The 16,723-nt window shown below is 53.6% G+C and carries 15 protein-coding genes and 1 tRNA gene; 12 read left to right on the forward strand and 4 right to left on the reverse strand.

Going from position 1 to position 16,723, the window contains the following annotated elements; translation table 11 throughout:
* Window positions 1-27 precede the first annotated feature (27 nt).
* Complete coding sequence (locus NYE40_RS08815) at window positions 28-465, forward strand: antibiotic biosynthesis monooxygenase (protein ID WP_276203376.1); 438 nt, start codon at window positions 28-30, stop codon at window positions 463-465.
* Between the two features lie 56 nt (window positions 466-521).
* On the opposite strand, the gene NYE40_RS08820 is transcribed toward NYE40_RS08815, so the two are convergent.
* Window positions 522-746, reverse strand: a complete 225-nt coding sequence (locus tag NYE40_RS08820) for a PLDc N-terminal domain-containing protein (protein WP_028597812.1) — start codon at window positions 744-746, stop codon at window positions 522-524.
* A gap of 128 nt (window positions 747-874) precedes the next feature.
* Between NYE40_RS08820 and polA the strand changes: the two genes are divergently transcribed.
* From polA to NYE40_RS08845, 5 genes are all read left to right on the forward strand, one after another.
* The gene (gene polA, locus NYE40_RS08825) at window positions 875-3,535 is read left to right on the forward strand and encodes a DNA polymerase I (RefSeq protein WP_043110976.1); all 2,661 of its coding nucleotides are present in this window, start codon (window positions 875-877) and stop codon (window positions 3,533-3,535) included.
* Window positions 3,536-3,663: 128 nt separating this feature from the next.
* The gene (gene mutM / locus NYE40_RS08830; protein ID WP_028597813.1) at window positions 3,664-4,530 is read left to right on the forward strand and encodes a DNA-formamidopyrimidine glycosylase; all 867 of its coding nucleotides are present in this window, start codon (window positions 3,664-3,666) and stop codon (window positions 4,528-4,530) included.
* A 115-nt stretch (window positions 4,531-4,645) separates the two neighbouring features.
* On the forward strand, window positions 4,646-5,431 hold the full coding sequence (locus NYE40_RS08835) for a manganese efflux pump (RefSeq protein ID WP_339279798.1): 786 nt from the start codon (window positions 4,646-4,648) through the stop codon (window positions 5,429-5,431).
* A gap of 130 nt (window positions 5,432-5,561) precedes the next feature.
* A complete protein-coding gene (gene coaE, locus NYE40_RS08840; RefSeq protein WP_339279799.1) occupies window positions 5,562-6,158 on the forward strand; it encodes a dephospho-CoA kinase in 597 nt (198 codons plus the stop codon).
* A complete protein-coding gene (locus tag NYE40_RS08845) occupies window positions 6,155-6,739 on the forward strand; it encodes a lytic transglycosylase domain-containing protein (RefSeq protein WP_028597816.1) in 585 nt (194 codons plus the stop codon). The genes coaE and NYE40_RS08845 overlap by 4 nt, the downstream gene beginning before the upstream one ends.
* A 71-nt stretch (window positions 6,740-6,810) precedes the next feature.
* On the opposite strand, the gene NYE40_RS08850 is transcribed toward NYE40_RS08845, so the two are convergent.
* Window positions 6,811-7,029, reverse strand: a complete 219-nt coding sequence (locus NYE40_RS08850) for an alpha/beta-type small acid-soluble spore protein (protein WP_028597817.1) — start codon at window positions 7,027-7,029, stop codon at window positions 6,811-6,813.
* 154 nt (window positions 7,030-7,183) lie between these two features.
* On the opposite strand from NYE40_RS08850, the gene nrdR reads away from it, so the two are divergent.
* Window positions 7,184-7,651 (forward strand): transcriptional regulator NrdR, encoded by a 468-nt coding sequence (gene nrdR / locus NYE40_RS08855; RefSeq protein ID WP_028597818.1) that lies wholly within the window; start codon window positions 7,184-7,186, stop codon window positions 7,649-7,651.
* 209 nt (window positions 7,652-7,860) lie between these two features.
* Here the strand turns inward: nrdR and NYE40_RS08860 are convergent, their stop codons facing one another.
* On the reverse strand, window positions 7,861-8,613 hold the full coding sequence (locus NYE40_RS08860; RefSeq protein WP_339279800.1) for a glucose 1-dehydrogenase: 753 nt from the start codon (window positions 8,611-8,613) through the stop codon (window positions 7,861-7,863).
* Between the two features lie 49 nt (window positions 8,614-8,662).
* Window positions 8,663-9,112, reverse strand: coding sequence for a MarR family transcriptional regulator (locus NYE40_RS08865; RefSeq protein WP_052333004.1), 450 nt, complete (start codon window positions 9,110-9,112; stop codon window positions 8,663-8,665).
* Window positions 9,113-9,380: 268 nt separating this feature from the next.
* On the opposite strand from NYE40_RS08865, the gene NYE40_RS08870 reads away from it, so the two are divergent.
* The 5 genes from NYE40_RS08870 to NYE40_RS08890 all read left to right on the forward strand — a co-directional run bounded on the left by NYE40_RS08870 (window position 9,381) and on the right by NYE40_RS08890 (window position 16,670).
* A tRNA-Ala gene (locus NYE40_RS08870) sits at window positions 9,381-9,453 on the forward strand.
* A 454-nt stretch (window positions 9,454-9,907) separates the two neighbouring features.
* Window positions 9,908-11,392, forward strand: a complete 1,485-nt coding sequence (locus NYE40_RS08875) for a Wadjet anti-phage system protein JetA family protein (protein ID WP_127464467.1) — start codon at window positions 9,908-9,910, stop codon at window positions 11,390-11,392.
* Window positions 11,382-12,029, forward strand: a complete 648-nt coding sequence (locus tag NYE40_RS08880; RefSeq protein ID WP_028597822.1) for a DUF4194 domain-containing protein — start codon at window positions 11,382-11,384, stop codon at window positions 12,027-12,029. Before NYE40_RS08875 ends, NYE40_RS08880 begins: the two co-directional genes overlap by 11 nt.
* The gene (locus tag NYE40_RS08885) at window positions 12,026-15,424 is read left to right on the forward strand and encodes an SbcC/MukB-like Walker B domain-containing protein (RefSeq protein WP_084136711.1); all 3,399 of its coding nucleotides are present in this window, start codon (window positions 12,026-12,028) and stop codon (window positions 15,422-15,424) included. The genes NYE40_RS08880 and NYE40_RS08885 overlap by 4 nt, the downstream gene beginning before the upstream one ends.
* Entirely contained in the window at window positions 15,417-16,670 is a 1,254-nt protein-coding gene (locus tag NYE40_RS08890; RefSeq protein WP_084136713.1) for a Wadjet anti-phage system protein JetD domain-containing protein, read from the forward strand. Before NYE40_RS08885 ends, NYE40_RS08890 begins: the two co-directional genes overlap by 8 nt.
* Window positions 16,671-16,723: the final 53 nt, after the last annotated feature.

Raw genomic sequence — 16,723 nt, forward strand, 5'->3', positions numbered from 1 at the left:
GAAGCGAAGGAAGAGCCCGCCGGCCCGGTGCTCGTCGAGAACCGGATCGTCGTCAAGGCCGGATTCGCCGAGGCGGTGCTGGAGCGGTTCGCGAAGCCGAAGCAGGTGCACACGTTCGAAGGCTTCATCCGGATGGACGTGCTGCATGGCAAAAGCGAGAACGAAGGCGAAGAGGAAATCCGCGTCTGCACGACCTGGAGAGCCAAAGCCGACTTCGAGGCCTGGGCGTCGAGCGACTCGTTCCGCGGCGCGCATGCGAAGCGGCAGGAGCAGCAGGCCGAAGGCGAGGCGGCTGAAAAGCCGGCTCACGGACATGGCGGCCACGGTCAAGCCCATGGCCACGGCGCGCACGGCCGTCCGGCTGCTGCCGGCGAAGGCGCGGGACCGATCGTCGGCAACCGCGTGACGATCTACCGCGTCGCGGCTTCGCATCTGCCGGCGGCGGCAGCGGCAGAGCAAGGCTAGAGCAAGCACGAAAAAGGCATGGCCTCCGGATCGCCGGAGCCATGCCTTTTTGCCATTCAGCGAAGCCGATTCCCGCGCCGATCCTCGCGGATGATCAGGTAGACGATCAGCCCGACGACCGGGAAGAACAGCAGCGCCAGGAGCACGAGCAGCGCGAACTCGCTGCTGTAGCCGCGGTCGCGGGCGTCTCGGTACGCCCATACGCAGAGCGCGATGTGAAGCACGAACAGTCCGAGCGCAATAAGCAAGAAAAGGACGCCGATGATGCCGATGCCTGCCATCAATAGCCATGCCTCGCTTTCGTTTGATATTTTCTTTGGATACGAACATTTGAGCGCTAAGGTTTCAAGGTTTTCCAGCGGAGTGTGGTATAGTAGAAGCAATCATAACGACGACGAGGTGCCCTGATATGGACAAGTGGATTTTGATCGACGGCAACAGCATCGCCTACCGGGCGTTTTTTGCCATGCCGCCGCTCACCAACGCGGCTGGATTGCATACGAACGCCGTCTTCGGCTTCACGACGATGCTGCTCAAGGTGCTCGAGGAGCACAAGCCGACCCATGTGCTGGTCGCCTTCGACGCGGGCAAGGTGACGTTCCGCACGGAAAGCTTCGCCGACTACAAAGGAACCCGCGACAAGACGCCGTCCGAGCTGTCCGAGCAGTTCCCGCTCATCAAGGAGGTCGTGCAGGCGTTCGGCATCCGCCAGTTCGAGCTCTCGGGCTACGAGGCGGACGACATCATCGGCACGCTCACCCGCATGGCGGACGAGCAGGGCGTGCAGGCGATCGTCGTCAGCGGCGACAAGGACATGCTGCAGCTCGCTTCGGAGCGGGTGTCGATCGCCGTCACGCGCAAGGGCGTGAGCGAGATCGAGCTGTACGATCCGGCGGCGGTGCGCGAGCGCTACGGCCTCGAGCCGGCGCAGATCATCGACCTCAAGGGGCTCATGGGCGACACGTCCGACAACATTCCCGGCATCCCCGGCGTCGGGGAGAAGACCGCGCTCAAGCTGCTGCATGAATACGGCACCGTCGAGGCGGTGATTGAGCGCTCCGGCGAGCTCAAGGGCAAGCTCAAGGAGCGCGTCGAGGAGCATCAGGAGTCGGCGCGGCTGAGCAAGCGTCTGGCGACGATCTTCCGCGAGGTGCCGCTTGCCGGCGAGACGGGCGATTTTGCCTACAAAGGATACGAGCCGTCGACGCTGGCCGCGGCGTTCGGCAAGCTGGAGTTCAAGTCGCTCATCGAGCGGCTCGGCCTCGGCGCCGCAGCCCCCGTATCGGCCGAGCCGCAAAAGGAGCTCGACGTCCGGCCGGTCGAGATCGGCGACACCGCCGCGCGCGAGGCGCTCGAGCAGGCGCTCCGCGCTCCGGGCGCGTTCTACCTCGAGGCGATCGGCGACAACCCGCATCACGCCGAGCTGATCGGAGCCGCCTACGCGGCCGAGGACGCCGTCTATGCGATGTCCGGCGAATGGCTGGCGAGCGGCGATGCCGCCGAGTTCAAGGCGTGGCTCGCCGATGCTTCCGCGCCGAAGACCGGCTGCGACCTGCACCGCGCGGAGCTGGCGCTCAGCGCCAGCCTCGGCGTGCATCTGCAGGGCGGAGCGTTCGACATCGTGCTGGCCGCCTACCTGCTCGACCCAACCGCGACGGACCAGAGCGTCAGCGGCATCGCGGCGCGCCTCGGCCTGCCGTCGGTGCCGACCGACGAGTCGGTCTACGGCAAGGGCGCGAAGTTCAAGGTGCCGGACAAGGAGGCTCTGTACGCGCAGCTGGCGGTCAAGGCCGACGCCGTGCGCGCGGCCGCGCCGCTGCAGATGGCCCAGCTGGAGGAGACGGGCATGCACCGGCTCTACTACGAGCTGGAGCAGCCGCTGTCCGGCGTGCTCGCCGACATGGAGCGCCAAGGCATCTCCGTCGACGCGGAGACGATCCGCCAGCTCGGAGCGGAGCTGGAGACAGGCATCAAGGCCGACATGGAGGCGATCTACCGCCACGCCGGCCAGGAGTTCAACATCAACTCGCCCAAGCAGCTGGGCGAGATCCTTTTCGACAAGCTCGGGCTGCCCGTCATGAAAAAAACGAAGACCGGGTACTCGACCGACGCCGACGTGCTGGAGAAGCTGGAGCCGTACCACGAGATCATCCCGCTCATCCTGCACTTCCGCCAGCTGCACAAGCTGCAGTCGACCTACGTGGAGGGGCTGCTCAAGGAGATCCGTCCGGACAGCGGCAAGATCCACACGTACTACCGCCAGACGATCGCGGCGACGGGCCGGCTGAGCAGCCAGTTCCCGAACCTGCAGAACATCCCGATCCGTCTGGAGGAAGGGCGCAAGATCCGCAAGGCGTTCGTGCCGTCCGAGCCGGACTGGCTCATCCTCGCGGCCGACTACTCGCAGATCGAGCTGCGCGTGCTCGCGCATATCTCGGGCGACGAGGGACTGAGCGAGGCGTTCACGCAGGATCTGGATGTGCATACGAAGACGGCGATGGACGTGTTCGGCGTGGCGCAGGCGGACGTGGACGCGAACATGCGCCGCTCCGCCAAGGCGGTCAACTTCGGCATCGTGTACGGCATCAGCGACTTCGGCCTCTCGCAGAACCTCGGCATCACGCGCAAGGAGGCGGCGCGCTTCATCGATCAGTATTTCGAGGCGTTCCAGGGCGTGCGCAAGTACATGGACGACATCGTGCAGCAGGCGCGCCGCGACGGCTATGTGACGACGCTGCTGGAGCGCAGGCGCTACCTGCCGGAGATCAAGGCGTCGAACTTCAACCTGCGCTCGTTCGCGGAGCGCACGGCGATGAATACGCCGATCCAGGGCACGGCCGCCGACATCATCAAGCTGGCGATGGTCAAGATGCAGGAGCGGATGCGCGCCGAGGGACTGCGCTCGCGCATGCTGCTGCAGGTGCATGACGAACTGGTCTTCGAGGTGCATCCCGAGGAGCTCGAGACGATGAAGGCGCTCGTCCCCGAAGTGATGGAGAGCGCCCTGGAGCTGAGCGTGCCGCTGCGCGCGGACGTCAGCTACGGAGCGAACTGGTACGAAGCGAAGTAACGGACGGCCTTCAGCCGCCTTTCCCGCGAGGCGGGGGAGGCGGCTTGGTTGTTTTCCCAGCTCGCTGGGCATGCAGGAAGCGCTTATCTCCGTTATAATGGTGAGGATAGAGAAAGGTGCTGATCCCCATGCCGGAACTGCCGGAGGTAGAAACTGTAACCCGAACGCTCACCCTCATCGCGGCGGGCAAGACGATCGAGAGCGTCGTCGTCAGCTTGCCGCGCATCATACAGCGCCCGCAGGAGCCGGAGGCGTTCGCCGCCGCCCTGGCCGGGCATACGATCCAAACCGTCGAGCGCCGCGGCAAATTCATCCGCATCGTGCTCGACGGGCTCGTGCTCGTCTCGCATCTGCGCATGGAAGGCCGCTACGGCCTTTATGACGCCGGCGAGCCGGTGGCCAAGCATACACATGTGCGCTTCCGCTTCACCGACGGCACCGAGCTGCGCTACCAGGACGTGCGCCAGTTCGGCACGATGCATCTGTTCGAGCCGGGCGAGGAGTTCGCGCAGCCGCCGCTCGCGAAGCTCGGGCTGGAGCCGCTTGAGGAGACGTTCACGCTCGAAGCGCTGCGCGGGCTGCTGGCGAAGCGCACGACGATGATCAAGCCGCTGCTGCTCAACCAGGCATACATCGTCGGGCTTGGCAATATTTATGTCGATGAGGCGCTGCATCTCGCGGGCATCCATCCCGAGACGACGGCCGACCGGCTGAAGCCGGAGCAGTGGCGCAAGCTGCATGCTTCGATCCGGGCGACGCTGGAGCGCGCCGTGGCGGCGGGCGGCTCGTCGGTCAAGTCGTATGTCAACGGCCAGGGCGACGCAGGCCGCTTCCAGCATGAGCTGCTCGTCTACGGCCGCAAGAACGAGCCCTGCTCGGGCTGCGGGGCGCCGATCGTCAAGACGGTCGTCGGCGGCCGAGGCACCCATTTCTGCGCGGCCTGCCAGCCGCTGCCGAGCGTGCGCCGCAAGCGCTCCGAGGCAGCGATCCGCTAGCTTCGAGCGGCTGCCGTCCGCTGCGGCGGAGCCTGCATCGGCGGACGGATAGGAACAGATGCCCAGCCCCTGCATAGAATGGAGCAAAGCCATTCGCAGGGAGGACTGTTCGGCTATGCTTTCCCATCTGCTGCCGCTGCTGCTGCTGTCCTTTGCCGTCAGCGTAGACGGATTCGGAGTCGGAATCACGTACGGACTGAGGCGAATCCGCATCCCGCTGCTGTCCGTGCTCATCATAACGGGTTGCTCGGGCGTCGTCATCCTGCTCAGCATGAAAGTCGGAGCCTGGCTGACGGGATTCGTCGACCCCGATGACGCGAGGCGCATCGGCGCGCTCATCCTGATCGGCATCGGATGCTTCACGCTGTTCCAGCAGCTGCGCCCCAAGCGGACATCCGCCGAGGCGGAGGCTGACGAGGAGCAGCGAAAAGGCGAGGCTGCCGCTTCGTCCGACGGCAGCCATGCAGGCGCCGCTTCTGCCGCGGGAGCCGGCGGCTCCGCTGCGGCGATTTCCGCCGGCGCCGGCTCGGGCGCCGCCGCCGAGCTCGCCGTGCCGTCGATCGCCGTGCTGACGCTCGAGATCAAGAAGCTCGGCATCGTCATCCAGATTTTGCGCTCGCCGCAGACGGCGGATGTCGACAGCTCCGGCAGCATCAGCGCCGGCGAAGCGCTGCTGCTCGGCTCGGCGCTGTCGCTCGACGCGTTCGGAGCGGGGCTCGGCGCGGCGATGGTCGGCCTCGAGCCGTGGCTGACGGCGCTCAGCATCATGCTGGCCAGCGGCCTGTTCCTGGCGGCCGGCCTGCGCTTCGGCTTCCGATTTTCCGGAGGCAAGCGCATGAAGCTGCTGAGCGTGCTGCCGGGCACGCTGCTGCTGCTGATCGGCCTCGGCAAGCTTTGGTGACGCCGGCTTTCGAGCCGACGCCCGCCCCGTGATCCAGACTGACATCGATCCCTCCCGCGACGGGGGGATTTTGGATTTTATCCGCTGCCCGGCCAGATCCGGGACTAGCAAGCAGGGAGGAGGACCTCGCATGAGAATCGGCCTTACAGGCGGCATCGCCAGCGGCAAAAGCACCGTCTCCCGCATGCTGAGGGAGAAGGGCGTCTTCGTATCGGACGCCGACGAGGCGGCACGCGCCGTCGTCGAGCCGGGAGAGCCCGCGCTCGCGGCGATCGCCGCCGCATTCGGCGAGGGCGTGCTGCAGCCGGACGGCCGGCTTGACCGGCCTGCGCTCGGCCGCATCGTCTTCGGCCAGCCGGACAAGCTCCGGCAGCTGGAGGGCATCCTGCATCCGGCGATCCGGCGGCATATGCAAGCCGAGATGGAGCAGGCGGAGCGGGAGCGGCCGGAGAGGCTCGTCGTCGCGGACATCCCGCTGCTGTACGAGACGGGACAGGACGCGGCTTATGACGGCGTGCTCGTCGTCTACGTGCCGGCCGATGTCCAGCTCGAGCGGCTGATCAAGCGCAGCGGCATGGACGAGACGGAGGCGCGGCGGCGCATCGGGCTGCAGCTCGACCTCGAGGAGAAGAAGCGGCGTGCGGACTGGGTCATCGACAACGGCGGCAGCGAGCAAGAGACGTTGCGGCAGGCGGAGAGATTCCTGGCTGAGCGGGGGATCTCATGAGCTGGGGCTGGCTCGTCCGCAAGCGGGTGCTGCTGATCGTGCTGGCCGGCTTCATCGCCCTGCTGTTTTTGAAGTCCGACTGGCTCGGCCGCTTGATGTATCCGATCGCCTTCAAGGACAGCATCGAGCAGGCGGCCGCCGAGCAGCAGGTCGATCCTTATCTGATCGCGGCGATCATCCGGGTCGAGTCCAACTTCCGCACGGACAAGGTGTCGCGCAAGGGCGCAGGCGGCGTCATGCAGCTCATGCCCGATACGGCCGAATGGATCATCGACACGGCGAAATTCAAGTCGATGTCGCGCGAGACGGTCATGATCGGCGTGGAGGAGAACATCCGCGCCGGCTCCTGGTACGTGCATTCGCTGCAGGACCAGTTCAAGGGCAACCAGGCGGCATCGGTCGCGGCCTACAATGCCGGTCCGGGCAAGGTCGGCCAATGGCTCAAGGAAGGCCGCTGGGACGGAACGATGGCGCGGCTCGATCAGGTGCCGTACGGAGAGACTCGTCATTATGTGCAAAGAGTCAATTATTACTACAAAAAGTACAAAAGCCTTTATCCCGAATGGTCCCGTTATGTATAATGGGGAGAGAAGGAAAAAGGCCCGGAGCGTCCGCTGCGGGAGCGTCTCCGGGCCTTTCGGTATGAGGTCAATTATTTATATTGACCTGCGAGGGATTGCTCGCCGATGGTTACGAGGCGTTTCGTGATGTAGCCACCGAGGGAACCTGCGTCATACGTCGTGAAGTTGCCGTAGTAGCCGTCCTGCGGGATGGCGATGCCGAGCTCTTGAGCAACTTCGTACTTCATTTGGTCCAGGGCTGCGTGGGAACCCGTTACGACCAGCTTGTTGCTGCCGTTGTTCTGTGCCATTGTCGTTTCACCTCCTCGCGGTTGGTAAAAGTATTATGTGCCGAAATGCCGGCTTCATACGCAAGGAGAAGATAAATTTGTACAAACGCCCGCAAGTCCATGCGGGAAGCGGGTTTGCCTCCGCGCAATCAGCCGAGGAAAGGGAGGACCAACGATGAAATGCCCCTATTGCGAGCATAACGGCACGAAGGTGCTGGATTCGCGTCCCGCCAACGGGGACAAGTCCATCCGCCGCCGCCGCGAATGCGAGAAGTGCAGCCGCCGTTTCACGACGTTCGAGATGATCGAGGAAACGCCGCTGATCGTCATCAAGAAGGACGGCAGCCGCGAGGAGTTCAGCCGCGACAAGATTTTGCGCGGCCTCATCCGGGCCTGCGAGAAGCGCCCGGTGCCGGTCGAGCGTCTCGAGGAGATCGTCTCCGAGGTCGAAAAGGAGCTGCGGACGACAGCCCAGGCCGAGATCGACAGCCGGGCGATCGGCGAGCTCGTCATGCAGCAGCTTTATCCGGTCGACGAGGTCGCCTACGTGCGCTTCGCCTCCGTTTACCGCCAGTTCAAGGATATCGACATGTTCATGAAGGAACTGTCGAGCCTGCTGTCCAAAAATCCAGTCGAAGGCTGAGACGGAACAAGCCTGGCATCCTAATGAACGACCAAAAAGCCCGAGCCGCTTCGCAGCATGCGAAGCGGCTCGGGCTTTTTGGTGCGGCTCGGAAGCGCGGCTTGTCCGCGCAGCTAGTCCGCGTGGCAGGGGGCCGGAGCAGCGCCGGCCGCTATGAGGCAGCAGCCGCTACAAGACGGCAGTCAGCCGCGGCAGCGCGGCAGGCAGGATTACTTCGCGTAGTAGCCGCCGTCGATCGGCAGCTCCACGCCGGTAATATAGGAGGACTCGTCGGAGGCGAGGAACAGCACCCCGTTCGCGATGTCCTCCGCTTTGCCGAGACGCGGCAGCGGCGTCTGCATCTGGAACCACTGCACCATTGGCGGATCCTTGAACATGTCGACCGTCATCGGGGTCTCGATGAAGCCCGGATGGATCGAGTTGCAGCGGATGTTGTGCTTCGCATAATCGACCGCAGTCGCCTTCGTCAGCAGGCGGACGGCGCCTTTGCTGGCCGTATAGGGTCCGGTGCCGCTGCCGCCGGTCAGGCCGGCGATCGAAGAGATGTTGATGATCGAGCCGCCGCCGGCTTCGATCATATGCGGGATGACGTATTTTTGGCCGAGGAAGATGCTCGTGACGTTGATCTTCATGACGCGCTCCCAGTTGTCGACCGTCTGGTCCATGAACGGAGTGGCGTCCGAGATGCCGGCGTTGTTGACGAGGATGTCGATCTTGCCGAAAGCGTTCTTCGCTTCGGAAACGACGCGCTGCCAGTCCTCTTCGGAGGCGACGTTATGCTTGAAGCCTGCGGCCTCGCCGCCGGCCGCCTTGATTTCTTCGACGACGGCTTGGAGCTTGTCCTCCTGCAAATCCGTGACGACGACCTTCGCGCCTTCCTTGGCGAACAGCAGCGCGTCCGCCTTGCCCATGCCTCCGGCTGCGCCGGTTACGATCGCGACTTTTCCTTTGAGTCGATCCATAGTTGATTCCTCCGCATTCGATGAATTGGGATGCTGGATGCTGCCCATGCTAAGATGTCCCGGTGGAGTTCTTTTCTTGCCGCAGGTGGTCGATCAGATGGCGATAGGAGCGTTCGAGCAGCTTCCGCTCCTCTTCGGTGAAGCTTTCCCAGGCTCCGTCCATCAGCTCTTCGAATCGGTCCAGCAGTCCTTTTTCGGCTGCCATGCCGGATTCCGTAATCTGCAGAAACATGATTCGGCGATCCTGCTCGGAGACGATCCGTTCGACGTATCCCTTTTGCACGAGCTTCGTGCTGAGGTTCGTCACGGCGGAGGGCGTCACCTCGAGGCGGGCGGCCAGCTCGGACGAGGTTTTGCGGCCTTCGCGGGCGAGCGTCTGCAGGATGGAATACTGCGGCGCCGACAAGGCGGGGTCCTGCAGCTTGGTAAAGCGCTCGACGAGCGTCTGCATGTACTCTCCGACCAGTCGGGAGAGGGGATGCTGAGGGTTCAGCGGCATTCACCTCGCATGTCGAATAGGTTCATTTCAATAATAGTTAAAAGGTCTTAACAATTAATAGGTTAGAACATTTTTTAGCGGATTGCAACTGGCATTCGCCGGAAAAGCCAGTGGATGACGCAGCAGCTGGACACATCGCACGGAGCGGTGAAAAGAATATTGAATAAAGTGTTGACACTTTATTCGGTAGCATGGTATATTCTTTCTTGTCGCGGTAAGCAAATCTTCTTCTAACGAAGCAGATGACATACATACGACATGATCATACGGGGCCTTAGCTCAGCTGGGAGAGCGCATCGCTGGCAGCGATGAGGTCAGGGGTTCGATCCCCCTAGGCTCCATACAAAAGAAAACCGCTAAACACAAGGGATTCCGGGTGTTTGGCGGTTTTTTCTATGCCCGAAACGGAGCTGATTTTGGGTCGTGGTCACACGTTTGGTCACGCTGACGATTTTTTTGGTGTAAAATCAGGATTTTCGAATTTCTTGTGAGAATTCCAGAGCATCGTATCCCTCGATAAAAAAAATCGCCTTGTCCTTTTCATAAGGGCAGGGCGACTTTTATGATAAATATCAACACTTGGATGAAAGGCGGTCAGCTAATTGCAGTGAGATTCAACATTTTAAATAGTATGAAAGCGTCTCGGCTTCATTCGTAGCCCACTATGCCTAAAATGGCTAGTTACAATCGGATGGGTAACTTATAGAAATTCTTGTCATTAGGAAGGAATTTCCTCATTTTTTGTCGAAAACTTTAATTTATATACTCATCTTTTTCGTTGGATGAAATTTCTGAATGTATGAAAAATGGTATGGCATAAAAGAAATTAATTCATGCTGTATCTATACCATGTATAAGAAGGCAGGTATAAAAATGAGCCTATTTGCCACTATTCCCGGAAGCTTTTTTTCCGTGCTTTCATCTGGAAACAAAGAAATATATCTTGATGCGATCATGCTTTTACATCAGATGTTTAAATATGAACTCAATATACGCGTGGATGACTATTTAACTTCTTTAATTGCACAGATTGAAGATAAGGAGTTTACACCTGAAGCAGATGACGATGCTACTGAGGGTAGTTTAACACCAAATGTTAAGGCGCGTTTGATCTTGAATCGGTTGGTAAAAACGGGCTGGGTTGATAAAGAGTTTCTGGACGGATCATTCATCGAGATAATTACGCCGCGAGATTATGCCATTCAAGTAATGAAACTTTTAAGTGAACTGAACGACCACACGTTACACGAGTATAACTCTCTCGTTTTTGCCACTTACTCTAGTCTTAAACAAGCAAAAGAAGAACACCGCGGGCAAATGTACGAGGCGGTTTTATCGGCGAAGGCAAATACAGAGCGGCTTACATTCGAATTGAAAAGTCTCTATCATGGTATTCGAAGTTATTTGCGGCGGATCCAAGAGCAGAGCGATGTGAACATACTCTTGAAAAATCATTTCGAAGAGTATAAACGGATGTCCGATCGTATCTATCATCCTATCAAAACGATGGATTCTATTCATAGGTATATGGCTCCAATTCAAGGGATTTTGTCAGATGTTCTTGCGGATGAGGAACTTATGGATAACATGCGTTCAAGAGCTATGACTATACGAAAATATGAAAGTCACGAAGAAGCTAGTCAGGAAATTATAACGTTGATTGATTATGTTTTGGATGTATATCAGTCTGTAGGTGGTATTGTAAACGAAATCGATAGAAAGCACAGTACCTATACCAAAAGCTCCATAGACAAAATCCAGTATTTGATGACTGCCGACCAAAGTATCAAGGGAAAATTAGTTGAATTGTTGAAGGGATATGCACAGTCCACGAATACAGCAAGAAGTAAAATTGGAGAGATGCTTGAAAGAAATGTTCGAGTTAATCGACAAGAATTTTTAGATGGAAAATCTCTTTATCATAAAAATGTACGCAGTCGGAGAGTTAATTTAAACCCTCTAGAAATATCGGATAATCAAACTTTCTCCGATTCGGCAATGGCTGGCATGTTGCAACAAATTAAAAAGGGGTATCCTATAGCAAGAATACGAGCCTATGTAGATAGCCTATTTGCTTCGGGTAACAGCGAGGTCAGCAGTGAGACGATTCCAGTGGATAATGATACCGATTTTATTTTACTGATTTTAGCTATTGTCCGCGCTAATGAACGTGGTATGACATATAAGGTTCAAATGAAGGAAGGGCGCCATGAGAAAAATGGATACACCATTCCGAATCTGACAATCAGCAGAAAGGTGGCAAAGCATCTTGTGGAGTGAGAAATATGAAGCACTTACTAGTTACGAGAAGGGCGAGTTTAGACGACTTGCGAATTATCTGCTATCCCACACTTATATGGTGCGATATGAATATCAGCCATCGCAGCAAATGACATTGCCTAGCTATGATTACCAGAATGCGTCACGTTTTTTTGGAGTCTTACGGGATTACTTTGCTGTCACGGGTTGGCGTCTTGAGAAAGATGATCATTACGGCATTATGTCTTTAATCAACATTTACGACCATAATCGCTTTAGAATCGATCGATTCACCACACTCTTTCTATATACATGTCGTCTCATTTATGAGGAAGAACGAGAACAAGCGAGCAGCTTCCACACTGTGAAAACGGATACTCAGGCAATCGTAGAGAAGATGCAGATGCTTGGGCTTCTGGAAAAAGGGAAAACGACTCAAAAAGAACGGATGGATGCTCAGAGAACACTTGCTCATCATAACATCATACAGAAAATGGATACTTCTGCATGGAACAGTGAAGGAAACCAAGTTCTCATTCTTCCTTCCATTTTGTCTATTGTCTCTAATCAGGGAATTAATGATATGATGGCAGAATTAGAGGAACTTCGCAAAGATGATGTCGACAAGACGGAGCCGGGACTGGAGGATGCGAAATGAAACGGATGACTAAACTACTGCTGATTCATTGGCACTATTTTGTCCATGAAATGATTGAGTTTGATAAAGTGAATTTTCTGACCGGAAAAAATGCCTCTGGAAAATCCACAATCATGGATGCGCTTCAGTTATTGCTATTGGCCGATACGAGTGGCAGTTTCTTCAACAAAGCTGCTAGCGGACGCGGGAATCGAACCTTGAGCGGATATTTGCGTGGAGAATTGGGGGACGATGAGAACGCTGGTTTCAAATACCTGCGAGACGGTCGGTTTACAAGTTACATTGCCATAGAGTTTTATGATGAGGAAAAGAAGAAATATTTTACTGCCGGGTGTTGCTTTGATACCTACTCGGAAAACGACATGCAAAAACTGTTCTTCCGATTTGATGGATCCATACCGTCCAATGCTCTCGTCGTTAACCGTAAGCCAATGGATATTACAGCACTTAGGGCTTATATCAAAGAAAGTTATACAGGACATAGCTATACCACTGATGTAAACCGGGATTTCAGGAATGATCTGTATGGAAAGCTCGGGGGATTGCGTGATCGTTTCGGGCAATTATTGAAAAAAGCTGTTTCATTTAATCCGGATGTGGACATCCAGCAGTTTATTTCAGAATTCGTATGCGATACGCAACAAACAGTCGATGTCAGCCGAATGCAAGAGAATATTAGAAGCTATAAAAGATTGGAACAAGAAGCTGATGTACTTAAGGATCGTATTGCCTTGCTTGATCAAATCGTTACTTCTCATCAGAGTTTTGTAACTCACCAACAAAATGAAATGCTCTATTCTTATTTAGTGGACCGTGCTCGGGCTGATATCAAAACGATGGACTTAGAAGTTGAAAAGAAAAAGGCAATAGAATATACAGCGCAGGTATTCACTCTGAACGGTAAATTGGAAGTGGAAAATGAACGGCAAATAGAAATGCAGGAAAAACGTGATATTTTACAAGCCCAGTATCTGAATAATGAGCAGACTCAAACCCTGAAACACCTTCAGGGGCAGATTGAAGAAAAAGAACTACGAAAAGACGAATTACAGAAGGAATATGACAGGACCTCGGCAATGCTTACAAAAAGCGTGGCGTCGTGGCGTATTAATTTGGGTGGAATGATCCGGAAGATAGATGAAATCGATATTTCTTCTCTAAACCCTCTATTGACTACTCGTATTCATGATTTGGTTGCTGAAGGTCAAGAATTCTTCGTCAATTTTGACACAATCGGTAATAGTGATGCTGAAGCTATTTTGTCAGTTGGTGAGGATGGGCTTATCCGCATCGCACAAACTGCGGATGCAATGCGAATAGAGTCCGGTGGACTCGTTTCCCGGTTTTCTGAGGAACAGCAGAAGATTGCTGATGAACGTAAAATATTACAGACAGAACTACAATCCCTTGAGAGTGGTGTTTATCGCTTTCCACGAGATGTCTTGGATCTCAAAGAAGCGGTATCAGGTCGTTTACGTGCTAAAACGGGGACAAGTGTCAAAGTCGTAATCGTGGCGGAAGCGGCGGAAATAAGGAATAATCGCTGGCGTAATGTCATAGAAGGGTATCTTCATACGCAAAAATTTTATCTTATAGTCCCTCCAGAACATTTCGATACTGCGCTACATGTGTATGACGAAATCAAACGAAAGCGTAGTATTTATGGTACCGGAATTGTAGATATTGAAAGTATTAAGAAAATAAATCCTACTGCGGACCCCGGTAGCTTAGCAGAAGAACTCGACACCAATGATGCCAATGTGCGACTATTTTTGGATTATACTCTTGGCCGTGTGAAAAAGTGTGATCGCGTCGGTGACTTGCGTCGTCATCGAACATCAATTACTGACGAAGGCATGATTTATCAGAATTTCGTTGTAAGAGCTATGAATCCTGAAAGATGGGCGAAACCAGCTATAGGTCAAGGCGCGATTCGGCAACGATTGGAAGATGTGAGAATAGAGATAGCAGAACTAACCGATAAAATAGGCATCTGCTCTTCCATCAAGACTGCCTTTCAACTGGGTAGCAGCCTAATGTCCATAAGCACATCAGAAGTAGGACAAATAGTATCAGCCGCGAAAAATGTCGGGTTGATTCCGGAGATTGAGCGGGATATTACCCAATTGAAACACGATTTGAATTCCGTTGATAAGAGCGTTGTTGAAGCCCTACAGGAGCGTATTCGAGGCTTAGATCAAATGTTGAATAAGTTGCGTGAAGAAATTGATGGATATAAAGACCATTGCAGCACCATCAAAGAACGCTTGCGAGTATGCAAAGACGAAACGATACCGAAATTGTCCGAAGAACTCAACGCCATGGAAAAGCAGTTATCCGAAAAATTCGAAATGGAGTGGCTGGAAAATACAGGGGTAATGAGGTATGAACGTGAGCTACTTAGTAGAGGCAACGCTATCGATATTGAAAGGGCTTTTCCGCGAGAGCTCAACCGCTCAACAAACGCCAAAACTGCGACATGGGACGAGTTGCGAAACTTGCGCCGACAATATAACGATATGTATCTTATGGGTTACAATATTAATGACTTGCATAACGAAGTTTACGATAACGCGTGGCTCGAGCTTAGTGATAATAAGCTTCCAGAGTATCTTTCACTGATCCAGGACACAAGGAACAAAGCCTTTGAGCAGTTTCAAGAAGATTTTTTAAGTCGCTTGCAAAACAACATTAATGATGCCAAAAGACAAATTGACGGACTCAATAATGCTTTAAGTGGAAGTTCCTTTGGTGAGGATACATATCGATTCCGGATTATTCCCAAGCCTGAATACAAGCGGTATTATGATATGATCGTTGATCCAATGCTTCTGGAGGGTGGATACAATCTATTATCCGATCAGTTTAATACAAAATACAAGGACGAGATAGCAGAACTATTTGCCATCATAACGAATGAAGGAACTGGATCCAAAACTCAGGAGCGCGAAGATTATGAAAAACGTGTTCAAGCCTTTACAGATTACCGTACATACTTGTCTTTCGATTTGGAGGTCATGAACAGTGAGGGCGAATCACAACGTCTTTCGAAAACGCTAGGTAAAAAGTCGGGCGGTGAAACGCAGACGCCATTTTATATAGCTGTATTGGCATCGTTCACTCAATTATATCGGGTTGGTAGGGATAAGATTGCAAACACATCTCGCATAATTCTGTTTGATGAGGCTTTTTCTAAAATGGACGGAGAGCGTATCGTACGTAGCGTTGAACTACTACGTCAATTCAATTTCCAAGTGGTGATTTCTGCACCACCTGATAAAATTGGAGATATTGCCACTCTCGTCGACAGTAATCTACTAGTGTTACGTGAAGGCAAACAGGCTTGTGTTCGCAAATTTGATCCTAGAAAACTAGAGGACCTTGAATATGAGTGAACGGTACAGGTACCAACTGATAGCAGCATTGCTAGACAAATACGAACGCAGTAGTTATTTTTCTGAGAGAAAACAGCCTTCACGCCGAATCATATTGAATCTATACGATGGTGGGCAGACAGATTTCCCCCAATATGATATTGAACAATTTGAAAAACGTACGATGATTAATAATGCGGTACTGTCTTTGAATGAGGAGCAACTCGTTTCCTATCAGTGGATGCGAGGAGAAGAACACCACATTATTGCTAAGGTGTGGTTAAATATTGAGAATATATCCTCAGCATATGCCTTGATTTGTAGAAAGCCTAAAGGTGATGAAATAGACGACGTGTGTCTTGAACTGTTGGCTGCCATGGAAATTGTCCAAAGTGATTGGGCCAAACAGTTCCTAGCTGATGCTTATGAAGCTATTTCTAGCAGACGCTCTATTGGAAAGAGATTGCCCGCCGACAAAAAGGAGCGCACAGATCTTATTCATGCAATATGCTTTGTGGAACAATTGGGCACGGTGGAAATACTTGAGCGTGTTTTTTCGATACAATGTTTCGGTGATTCAAAGAGATTTGAGAAGACGGTAAAAACTCGGCTGCTTGGCATATTGTCAAAATATTTGGATTCCGTAGATGAATCTGAAGAGGGGCTTCTTAGACAGGTAGGGATTTCCAAATATCCTGAGCAAATGGAGTTTTGTGGGCACGTCAAAATCATATTTGATAATGAATCCGTAGATTTTTCACCGTTAACTTTCGGGGGGACTGTGAGCATAACTGATTTCCAAAGAGGACACCTAAACGTTTCTCCTGAAATAAAAAGTGTGATCTCTATCGAAAATCGGGCAAATTACATTGATTACATCTATAAGCAAAAAAGTGAGCATGAATTGGTTGTATTTCATGGAGGACAATTCAGTCCGGCAAAGCGGAAGTTTTTACAAAGCATTGCCAATAACATACCAAACACTTGTAACTGGTATCATTGGAGCGATATCGATTATGGTGGATTTTCAATGTTAGCAAGATTGAGACGGGAAATTAAGCATAATGTCATTCCTTACCGTATGAATAAATCGGAGTTGATAAAACATTCTTCATTGACAGCATCATTCACGCCAAAATATCTTGAGAAACTTGGCACCTTGAAATTACGTGAAGAGCTTGACGATTGTCAAGCCTGCATCGACTACATGATTGAAAAACGTATTAAATTGGAGCAGGAAGCAATGTTGACAGACCAAAGTTCATAATAATTTCTTACGGCAGGCAGGATATTTCCAACGTAGCATTTTGGACCTCAAAA

The organism is Paenibacillus sp. FSL W8-1187, from assembly GCF_037965485.1.
Taxonomy (GTDB): domain Bacteria; phylum Bacillota; class Bacilli; order Paenibacillales; family Paenibacillaceae; genus Paenibacillus_O; species Paenibacillus_O pasadenensis.

Bases quoted from the DNA above. Each gene is read 5' to 3' on its own strand.
- NYE40_RS08820 (WP_028597812.1), bottom strand. From the start codon at position 746: ATGGCAGGCATCGGCATCATCGGCGTCCTTTTCTTGCTTATTGCGCTC.
- polA (WP_043110976.1), top strand. From the start codon at position 875: ATGGACAAGTGGATTTTGATCGACGGCAACAGCATCGCCTACCGGGCG.
- mutM (WP_028597813.1), top strand. From the start codon at position 3,664: ATGCCGGAACTGCCGGAGGTAGAAACTGTAACCCGAACGCTCACCCTC.
- NYE40_RS08835 (WP_339279798.1), top strand. From the start codon at position 4,646: ATGCTTTCCCATCTGCTGCCGCTGCTGCTGCTGTCCTTTGCCGTCAGC.
- coaE (WP_339279799.1), top strand. From the start codon at position 5,562: ATGAGAATCGGCCTTACAGGCGGCATCGCCAGCGGCAAAAGCACCGTC.
- NYE40_RS08845 (WP_028597816.1), top strand. From the start codon at position 6,155: ATGAGCTGGGGCTGGCTCGTCCGCAAGCGGGTGCTGCTGATCGTGCTG.
- NYE40_RS08850 (WP_028597817.1), bottom strand. From the start codon at position 7,029: ATGGCACAGAACAACGGCAGCAACAAGCTGGTCGTAACGGGTTCCCAC.
- nrdR (WP_028597818.1), top strand. From the start codon at position 7,184: ATGAAATGCCCCTATTGCGAGCATAACGGCACGAAGGTGCTGGATTCG.
- NYE40_RS08860 (WP_339279800.1), bottom strand. From the start codon at position 8,613: ATGGATCGACTCAAAGGAAAAGTCGCGATCGTAACCGGCGCAGCCGGA.
- NYE40_RS08865 (WP_052333004.1), bottom strand. From the start codon at position 9,112: ATGCCGCTGAACCCTCAGCATCCCCTCTCCCGACTGGTCGGAGAGTAC.
- NYE40_RS08875 (WP_127464467.1), top strand. From the start codon at position 9,908: ATGTATGAAAAATGGTATGGCATAAAAGAAATTAATTCATGCTGTATC.
- NYE40_RS08885 (WP_084136711.1), top strand. From the start codon at position 12,026: ATGAAACGGATGACTAAACTACTGCTGATTCATTGGCACTATTTTGTC.
- NYE40_RS08890 (WP_084136713.1), top strand. From the start codon at position 15,417: ATGAGTGAACGGTACAGGTACCAACTGATAGCAGCATTGCTAGACAAA.